A 7,310-nucleotide genomic window follows, 5' to 3' on the forward strand; every position below is an offset into this window, starting at 1 on the left:
CGATGAGCACGCCGTATGGCGGCAACGACCCGCGGCAGCAGCCCCAGTACGGGCAACAGCCCTACGGCCAGGACCCCGGCTACGGGCAGCAGCCGGGCGGCGCGTACCCGCAGAGCGGGCCGCAGCAGCAGCCGTACCCGCCCCAGCAGTACGGCCAGCAGCCCTACGGTCAGGACCCGAACTACGGCCAGCAGCCCGGCGGCTACCCGCAGCAACAGCAGCAGCCCCAGTGGGGACAGCAGCCGCCGCAGTACGGGCAGCAGCCGCCCTCCTACGGCCAGCAGCAGCCCTACGGCGATCCGCAGCAGCAACAGCAGTACGGCGGCCAGCAGCCCGGCCAGTACGACTACGGCCAGCCCGGCGGGGCCGCCCCGGAATCCTCGGGCGGGTCGAAGAAGGGCCTGTTCATCGGGATCGGCGCGCTCGTCGTCGTGGTGGCCGTCGTGGCGATCCTCGGCTTCGTCGCGCCCGGCTTCTTCAAGACCCAGGTCTTCAACAACAACCAGATGCAGACCGACGTCGCGAAGCTGCTCACCGACACCTACAAGATCCAGGGCGTCAGCGGGGTCACCTGCCCGGCCGAGCAGAAGGTGGAGGACGGCGCGAAATTCGAGTGCACCGCCACCATCAACGGCAAACCCCAGCAGGTCCCGATCACCGTCAAGGGCAACGACGGCAACTACGAGGTCTCGCCGCCCGCGGCCAAGTGACGCCCCGCAATTCAGTGGCGGGCAAGCCGCCGCTCCCGCAATGATCGGGGCATGAGCGACCGCACCGTCCGCATCCTCCGTCCCGACGAGCAGCGCGCGGCCTGGGACCTGTTCCGGGCCGCGCTGCACGTCCAGCCCGGCACCGACGAGGAATGGGACCGCGTCTCCGCGGCCTACGAGGCCGAACGCAGCTGGGGCGTCTTCGAACCGGACCTGGTCGGCACCGCCCGGTCCTTCGCGGCCGAAATGGTCGTCCCCGGCGGCAAACGGCTCCCGCTGGCCGCGGTCACCGGCGTCGGAGTCCGCGCCGGACGCACCCGCCGCGGCGTGCTCAGCGCGCTGCAGGCCGCGCAACTGGGCGACCTCGCCGAACGAGGCGTTGCGCTCGCGCTGCTGTACGCGTCGGAAGGCACGATCTACGGCCGCTACGGCTACGGAGTCGCGACGCTCGCCAAGCACGTCGTGGTGGACCGGGTCCGGGCACAGCTGCGTCCGGATGTGCCCGCCGGGGGAGAGGTCACCGTCCTCGGCGTCGACGAGGCGGCCCCGCGATGGCCGGAGCTGTACGCCGCCACCGCGATGGGCCGCATCGCCGCGATGACCCGGTCGGAGGTCTACTGGCCGGGTTACGAGGCATCGCTGCGCCGTCGCGCGAAACTGCTCCAGACCGCCGTGCACCGCGGCCCGGACGGCGACGACGGCTACCTGACCTACTACGTCGAGAAAGACTCCGACGACCGGGCGAAGCTGCACGTGATGGCGCTCCACTACGCCAATCCGGCCGCCTTCGCCGGACTGTGGCGGTTCATGCTGTCGGTCGACCTCGTCGACGAGATCGTGCTCGCGATGCGCCCGCTCGACGAACCGCACGAACTGCTGTTCGCCGACCCCCGGATGGCGAAAACCGAACGCACCGAGGACGAAGGCTGGCTCCGGCTGGTCGACGTGCCCGCCGCGCTCGCCGCCCGCACCTACGGAGCGGCCGAACCCGTCGTCGTCGAGGTGTCCGACCGGTCGCTGCCCGCCAACGACGGCCGCTACCTCGTCGGACCCGACGGCGCCTCCCGCACCGACGCGGAACCCGCGCTGCGGCTCTCCGCGGACACCCTCGCCATGCTCTACTTCGGAACGTGGCGGGCCTCAGCGCTTGCGGACACCGGCCGGATCGAGGTGTTCGACCCGGCCGCTCCCGAAGCCGCCGACGTTCTCTTCGGCACGCGCGAATCGGTGTGGTGCGGTACGTTCTTCTGACCGTTGACCAGACGTTTCGCGCAGAGGAGCGGGTTTGATGCGCGCCGTGCGGGTGCTGTTGTTGTGCGGCCTGGGAATGCTCGCCGCCGCGGGCTGCGACAGCGGCACACCCCCGCCCCCGGCCCGCACCGTCACCGTCACGCCGGACAGCCCCGCCGAGCCGGGCGTCGCGTCGTCCTCGGCCGCGGCGCCCAGCTCTTCCTCGGCGATGCGCGTGTTCGACTCCCGGGTGATGGCCACGGCCGTCACCCGGCTCCTCACCACCGACTACAAACTCGCGAACGTCGGCGCGGTGTCCTGCCCGGACCGGCAGCCCGTCGCCGACGGCTCGCGCTTCCAGTGCACTGTGGACATCGCGGGCACGACGAAACACGTCCCCATCACGGTGACCGGCGCGGACGGCAAGTACCGCGTCGACCCGCCCCAGTGACTCGGCCGCGTTAAATCCGATAGCCGCGCGGCCGCGGAAATTGGTTGAATCGGGACATGAGCGACTACGTGGTACGCCAGATCACCGACGACGAAAGCCGCGCGACTTTCGACCTCCTGGTGCGGTCCCTGCACGGAAACCCGCCCTCGGACGAGCGCTGGGCCCGGGTCGGCGATTCCTGGAAGGCCGACGGCCGCACCGGGGCGTTCCACGACGGCGAACCCATCGGCATCGCCAGTTCCTTCGCCACCGAACTCGCCGTCCCCGGCGGCGCCACCGTGCCGATGGCCGCGGTCGACGGCGTCGGCGTCCGCGCCGACTGGACCCGCCGCGGCGTGCTCACCGCGATGATGGACCGGCAACTGCACGACTTCGTCCAGCGCGGCCACGTCGTCGCCGCGCTGTACGCGAGCGAAGCGCTGATCTACGGCCGCTTCGGCTACGGCGTCGCGACCCGCATGGCCACCCTGCAGCTCAAGCAACCGGCCCCGCTGCGCGAAACCGTCGCCGCCCCCGGCCGCGTCCGGCTGCTCTCCGCCGACGACGCGATCGCGACGATTCCCTCGCTGTACCAACGGATCGACACCGGCCGCCCCGGCCGGATCGCCCGCCCGGAACTCTGGTGGCCGATCGCGTTCAACTGGCACCTCCACCCCGACGGCGGCAACCACCGCGTCGCTGTCCACAGTGGACCGGACGGCGACGACGGCTTCGCCGTCTTCCACGTCGTGCCGCAGAACAGCTACCTCGACCCGGAACGCGGCGCCGCGCTCGAAGTCCACGAACTGCACGCGGCGTCGCCGGAAGCACTGGCCGGACTGTGGCGGTTCCTGCTGTCGGTCGACCTGATCGAGGTCGTGCACGCGCGCTGCCGTCCGGTGGACGACCCGGTGGGCCTGCTGCTCGTCGACCCGCGCCGGGCGCACACCGTCGCCGTCGACGACGAACTGTGGCTGCGGCTGATCGACGTCCAGGCGGCGCTCGCGGCCCGCGCGTACGGCTCCGCGGAACCCGTTGTGCTGGAAGTGAACGACCGGATGCTGCCGGACAACCGCGGCCGGTACCGGGTCAGCAGCAACGGGGTCGAGCGCACCGACGCCGACGCCGATCTGCAACTGGACGTGGACACGTTGGCGATGCTGTACCTCGGCGCCTGGGAAGCCGCGCCGCTCGCGTTGTCCGGCCGGATCACCGGCGCGAGCGCGGAAACCCTCGCCCGGGTGGACGCGCTGTTCCGGACCGGCACGCAACCCTGGACCGGCACGCACTTCTGACCGTCAGGGAGGGTTCCGCCGCGGGCTGGAACCCTCCCTGGCAAATCAAGCTCCGGGCAGTGCCGCCAGCAGGCGCTCCACCGAACGGCCCAGGTTCCACCGCTCGGCCAGCTCCGCCACCCGATCCGGATCGGCGGGCGCGGGCGGCACCGCGTCCGGCCCGGACTGCACCACCGGCGCGTCCACCGCGACCCGCACCACGGTGGGCGCGACAGCCAGGTAGTCGGCGGCGTCGGAAAGCCGCAGCCGCGTCTTCAACGGCACCCGCGAATCCCCGGCCGAGGCCGCGGCGACGAGTTCCTCCAGCGAACCGAACTGGGTGATCAGCTTCGCCGCGGTCTTCTCGCCGATCCCCGCCACGCCCGGCAGCCCGTCCGACGGGTCGCCGCGCAACGCGGCCATGTCCGCGTAAGCAGGGCCGGCGTGCTCGGCCGGAACGCCGTACTTCTCGGCGATTTCCCGCTGCCCCAGCACTTCCGCCTTCGCCCAGCCCTTCCCGACGTACACCACCGACGTCGGCGTCGGCTCCTCGCGCACCAGCTGGAACAGGTCCCGGTCGCCGGTGATCACCTCGACCGGCGCGTCCTTCTCCCGCGTCGCGAGCGCGCCGATCACGTCGTCCGCCTCGTAGCCGTCCGCCTCCGCGACGGCGAACCCGAACGCCTCCAGCACTTCCAGGATGATCGGCACCTGCGGGGTCAGCGTGTCGGGCACCTCCTCGACGTCCGCCCCGCCGTCCCCGGGCTCCGCGACCCGGTGCGCCTTGTAGCTCGGCAGCAGATCGGTGCGGAACTTCGGCCGCCAGTCCGCGTCGAGACAGGCGACCAGCCGCGACGGACGGCGGTCGGTGAGGATGCGCGCGATCGTGTCGGTGAACCCGCGCACGGCGTTGACCGGCGTCCCGTCGGGCGCGGTCATCGAATCGGGCAGCGCGTAGAACGAGCGGAAGTAGAGGCTCGCGGAATCGAGGAGGGCGAGTGGTCCGGTCACCCGCACAGCCTGCCACGTCCGGCCCGGATCGACCCGAAAGCGGCGCCGGGCGCGTCCGCTCCCGCGAAGGCCGAAGCCCGTGAAGGACTCCTTGGGGGAATCAGATTCCCCCAAGGAGTCCTTCACGGACGGTGCCCACACGCGGCTTCGGCGAGGTGGCCGGGGCGGCACGCCGGTTCGGGAGGACGGGCGGGCCGCGCCGCGACGCCGGTACTAGGCTCGGCGTCATGTCGAGCCGATCCCTCCACACGCCCGCTCCCGACGCCGCCGCGCTCCGCGCCCGTCTCGACCGCGCCGCGAAAGCGGCCGCCGCCGCGAACACCGACGCGCTGCTCGTCGCGCCCGGTTCGGACCTGCGGTACCTGCTCGGCCAGGCGGGCGGTTCGTTCGAGCGGCTGACCACTCTCGTCGTGCCCGCCGACGGCACTCCCGCGCTCGTCGTGCCCAAGCTCGAGGCCCCCGGCTACGCCGGCGTGCCCACCGACGACCTCGGCGTCGACGTGCTCACCTGGGTCGACGGCGACGACCCCTACCGGCTCGTCGCCGACCGGCTCGGCAAGCCCGGCCGGATCGCGGTCAGCGACTTCACCCCGGCGCTGCACGTGCTCGCCCTGCGCGCCGCGTTCGGCGACGCCGAGCAGACCCTCGCCGGCCCGATCGTGCGCGAACTGCGGATGCGCAAGGACGCCGCCGAGATCGACGCCCTCCGCAAGGCGGGCGCGGCGATCGACCGCGTGCACGCGCGGATGGGCGAATGGCTGCGCGCCGGCCGCACCGAAGCCGAGGTCGGCGCGGACATCACCGCCGCCATCGTCGAAGAGGGCCACACGCACGCCGACTTCGTCATCGTCGGCTCCGGCCCCAACGGCGCCAGCCCGCACCACGACGTGTCCGAACGCGTCATCGAACGCGGCGACGTCGTCGTGATCGACATCGGCGGACCCGTGCCCGAGGGCTACAACTCCGACTCCACCCGCACCTACTCGATCGGCGAACCCCGCGACGCCGACGTCGCCGAGACCTACGCCGTGCTGCAGCGCGCGCAGCAGGCCGCCGTCGACGCGGTCCGCCCCGGAGCCACCGCCGAGAGCATCGACCAGGCCGCGCGCGACGTCATCGACGCCGCCGGATTCGGCGAGTACTTCATCCACCGCACCGGCCACGGCATCGGCCTCGACGTGCACGAAGAGCCCTACATCATCAAGGGCAACGCCCTGCCGCTCGAGGCGGGCATGGCCTTCAGCGTCGAGCCCGGCATCTACCAGCCGGGCCGCTGGGGCGCCCGGATCGAGGACATCGTGCTCGTCACCGACTCGGGCGTCGAGCCGGTGAACACCCGGCCGCACGAACTGGTCGTGCTGGACGCATGAGCGCAGCCTTCCGGCGAACCATCGCCGCCGCCTCCCGACCGGCCCGTGCGCGACTCCTCGCGGAGGTGGCGGCATGAGCGGACCGCTGGAACCGCTCGACCAGGCGATCGTGCAGGAGCTCGCCGCCGACGGGCGGCGCAGCTTCACCGACCTCGCCGAACGGGTCGGGCTGTCGGTCTCGGCGGTGCACCAGCGGGTGCGCCGCCTCGAACAGCGCGGCGTCATCCTCGGCTACACCGCCCGGCTCGACGGCGAGCAGATCGGCCTCCCGCTCACCGCGCTGATCTCGCTCACCCCGAACGACCCGGCCGCGCCCGACGACTACCCGCAGCGGATCCAGCACATCACCGAGATCGAGTCCTGCTACTCGGTGGCCGGCGACGAGTCCTACATCCTGCTGGTCCGCGTCGCCTCGCCGCTCGGCCTCGAAGACCTGCTCCGGCGGATCCGCGAGGCCGCGAAGGTGTCCACCCGGACGACGGTCGTGCTGTCCACGCCGTTCGAGGGCCGGTCGCCGACGTTGTGAGAGCTTCCGGAGCGGTGGGAGTGGTACGGTAAAAGGTATGGCAACACGTAAGGTGACACTCTCGCTCGACACCGGTGCGCTCGAGTACGCCGAGCGGGCCGCGAAAGCACACGGGATCTCGGTCTCGTCCTGGCTGTCCAAGGCGGCCCGGCGCGAGGCGGTCCGGACTGGGTATACCCCGCAGCGGGCTCCGGTCGCCCCTGCCGCTTCGTCGGCGGAAGCGGATGAGGCGGAGCGGGCGGCTGCGGAGAAGGAGATGCGTGCGCAGGGGTGAGGTTTGGACTTACCACCCGCCTACTGATCCTGCTCGGCAGCGGACTGTCGTTTTGCTGTCTTCGGACGGGGTGAATGAGTCTGAGCGGCCTTGGCTGCTCGGGACTGAGTTGCTGGACCGGGATCCGCAGGACATTCTCGGGGTTGCGGTGGATGCTCGGTATTGGGTGTCCACGTTGAATCTCACGCGGTTGTATCGGCCTTGGCTGGCGGAGCGGATCGCGGAGGTTGACGGGGAGGTTCAGGAGCAGATCGATGTGGCTTTGAGGGCTGCGTTGGATTTGTGAGTCTCTTTTGTTTTCGGCTCGTCGCCTGGCGGCGACATTGCGCCCACATGGTTGCGTGGGGCACCCCGAAGCTTGATTGTGATGACGGACGGCGGGTGCTTGTCAAGGCGGGAAAGATGCCTTGACAAGCACCCCCCGTCCGCATTTTGGCTTCGTATCGGGGTGCGGGGGAGGGGCTGGGTGCCTCGCTCGTTGGGTG

At 71.4% G+C, this 7,310-nt stretch carries 9 protein-coding genes; 8 read left to right on the forward strand and 1 reads right to left on the reverse strand.

What is annotated here, in order from left to right; all coding sequences use genetic code 11:
- Window positions 1–2 precede the first annotated feature (2 nt).
- Genes PUT80_RS36730 through PUT80_RS36745 form a run of 4 tightly spaced genes read left to right on the forward strand, consistent with a single transcriptional unit; the run spans window position 3 to window position 3,665 of the window.
- On the forward strand, window positions 3–710 hold the full coding sequence (locus tag PUT80_RS36730) for a DUF4333 domain-containing protein (protein WP_275294865.1): 708 nt from the start codon (window positions 3–5) through the stop codon (window positions 708–710).
- A gap of 51 nt (window positions 711–761) precedes the next feature.
- Window positions 762–1,961 carry a GNAT family N-acetyltransferase gene (locus PUT80_RS36735; protein WP_275294866.1) on the forward strand — a complete coding sequence of 400 codons (1,200 nt, stop codon included), beginning with the start codon at window positions 762–764 and terminating at the stop codon, window positions 1,959–1,961.
- A gap of 37 nt (window positions 1,962–1,998) precedes the next feature.
- Entirely contained in the window at window positions 1,999–2,391 is a 393-nt protein-coding gene (locus tag PUT80_RS36740; protein WP_134731991.1) for a DUF4333 domain-containing protein, read from the forward strand.
- 56 nt (window positions 2,392–2,447) lie between these two features.
- Entirely contained in the window at window positions 2,448–3,665 is a 1,218-nt protein-coding gene (locus PUT80_RS36745) for a GNAT family N-acetyltransferase (protein WP_275294867.1), read from the forward strand.
- A gap of 45 nt (window positions 3,666–3,710) precedes the next feature.
- On the opposite strand, the gene PUT80_RS36750 is transcribed toward PUT80_RS36745, so the two are convergent.
- Window positions 3,711–4,655 (reverse strand): 5'-3' exonuclease, encoded by a 945-nt coding sequence (locus tag PUT80_RS36750; RefSeq protein WP_275294868.1) that lies wholly within the window; start codon window positions 4,653–4,655, stop codon window positions 3,711–3,713.
- Window positions 4,656–4,882: 227 nt separating this feature from the next.
- On the opposite strand from PUT80_RS36750, the gene PUT80_RS36755 reads away from it, so the two are divergent.
- From PUT80_RS36755 to PUT80_RS36770, 4 genes are all read left to right on the forward strand, one after another.
- Window positions 4,883–6,025: a Xaa-Pro peptidase family protein gene (locus PUT80_RS36755; protein ID WP_037806449.1), complete on the forward strand. Its 1,143-nt coding sequence runs from the start codon at window positions 4,883–4,885 to the stop codon at window positions 6,023–6,025.
- 73 nt (window positions 6,026–6,098) lie between these two features.
- Window positions 6,099–6,551, forward strand: coding sequence for an Lrp/AsnC family transcriptional regulator (locus tag PUT80_RS36760; protein ID WP_009078207.1), 453 nt, complete (start codon window positions 6,099–6,101; stop codon window positions 6,549–6,551).
- Window positions 6,552–6,588: 37 nt separating this feature from the next.
- Window positions 6,589–6,825: a hypothetical protein gene (locus PUT80_RS36765; protein ID WP_037806448.1), complete on the forward strand. Its 237-nt coding sequence runs from the start codon at window positions 6,589–6,591 to the stop codon at window positions 6,823–6,825.
- A complete protein-coding gene (locus tag PUT80_RS36770; protein ID WP_037806447.1) occupies window positions 6,812–7,111 on the forward strand; it encodes a hypothetical protein in 300 nt (99 codons plus the stop codon). The genes PUT80_RS36765 and PUT80_RS36770 overlap by 14 nt, the downstream gene beginning before the upstream one ends.
- The last annotated feature ends 199 nt before the right edge of the window (window positions 7,112–7,310 follow it).

The sequence above is a fragment of the Amycolatopsis sp. La24 genome (assembly GCF_029087445.1).
Classification (GTDB): domain Bacteria; phylum Actinomycetota; class Actinomycetes; order Mycobacteriales; family Pseudonocardiaceae; genus Amycolatopsis; species Amycolatopsis nivea.